Raw genomic sequence first — 1,246 nt, 5'->3', positions numbered from 1 at the left:
TGAAGGTGGTGTTTCTGTTTGGATCGAATCGTTGATGGGTGAGATCTATGCTGCAAGATAGTCTCGTTTTACTCGACTATCTTCGAGGCATGCTTCTTCACAATGAAGAACTATGGCTATTGTTGTTTCCAGTAATGATCATCATAGAGTTGCCGCTGTATTTGTTGGTGTTAACAGGGATATTTCGTTGGTCATATATGCGAGAAGAGCCAGAGTTAAAACGATTTCCATCAGTAAGCTTCGTTATCACTTGCTACGGTGAGGGAGAGGCGATTGGGATCACCATCGATACGTTAGTTGAGCAAGTTTACCCAGGTCATATTGAAATACTCGCAGTGGTTGATGGGGCGGTGCAAAACCAAGATACCTATCAAGCCGCATTAAATGGTGAGAGAAGACATACAGGTGTCCGTAATCGTAAAGTTCGCGTCTTGCCAAAGTGGCAACGTGGAGGCCGTGTTTCGACATTGAATGCCGGCTTATCGATGGCCAGCGGTGAAATTGTCATTAACGTAGATGGAGATACCTCATTCGATAACGACATGGTTTTCACCATGATGAAACAGTTTGCGGATAAAAATGTGATTGCTAGCGGTGGTGCACTAAGAGTTCGCAACCACAACGCCAACTTACTAACCAAAATGCAATCCTTGGAGTACATGCTGTCTATGCAAGCAGGTAAAACAGGGATGGCGACGTGGGGTGTGCTCAATAATATCTCTGGCGCATTCGGAGCGTTTCGAAAGAACCTTCTTAAGCAAGTTGGGGGGTGGGATACGCATACTGCAGAAGATCTCGACTTAACCATGCGTTTGAAGCAATACAAACGTCGTTATCCTGATAATAAGTTGGCCTTTTCGACGCATTCCATCGGCCATACTGATGTACCAGATACGTTGAAAGGTTTGGTATTGCAACGACTTCGTTGGGATGGAGATTTATTGTTTTTATTTTTGCGTAAGCACAATGAGGGGCTGTCTCCACGTTTACTTGGTTGGGGAAACTTTGTATTCACTTTGGCTTATGGCGTGATTCAAAATGTTCTATTACCGCTGCTCGTGGTGATATTTAGCATTTATATGGTGATTGTCTATCCACTTAAATTTGTATTGGCGTTGATGCTAATGCTCTATTTTGTCTACCTCTTTTTATCTGCTCTGATTTTTGTTGTCTATATTGGGCTTGTATCAGAGAGAAAAAAAGAGGATCTGAAGTCAGCGAAATGGTTATTTCTTTACCCTGTCTA

1 protein-coding gene is annotated in these 1,246 nt (G+C 42.9%); it reads left to right on the top strand.

Features of this window, described 5'->3' with window-relative positions; translation table 11 throughout:
* Window positions 1-47: 47 nt before the first annotated feature.
* On the top strand, window positions 48-1,246 hold a 1,199-nt coding region (locus R8269_RS24950), incomplete at its 3' end, for a glycosyltransferase (protein ID WP_318222873.1).

The organism is Vibrio sp. Vb0667 (genome assembly GCF_033391095.1).
Note: the sequence above shows the minus strand (reverse complement) of the source record. Positions and strands in the feature narration are given on the sequence as shown.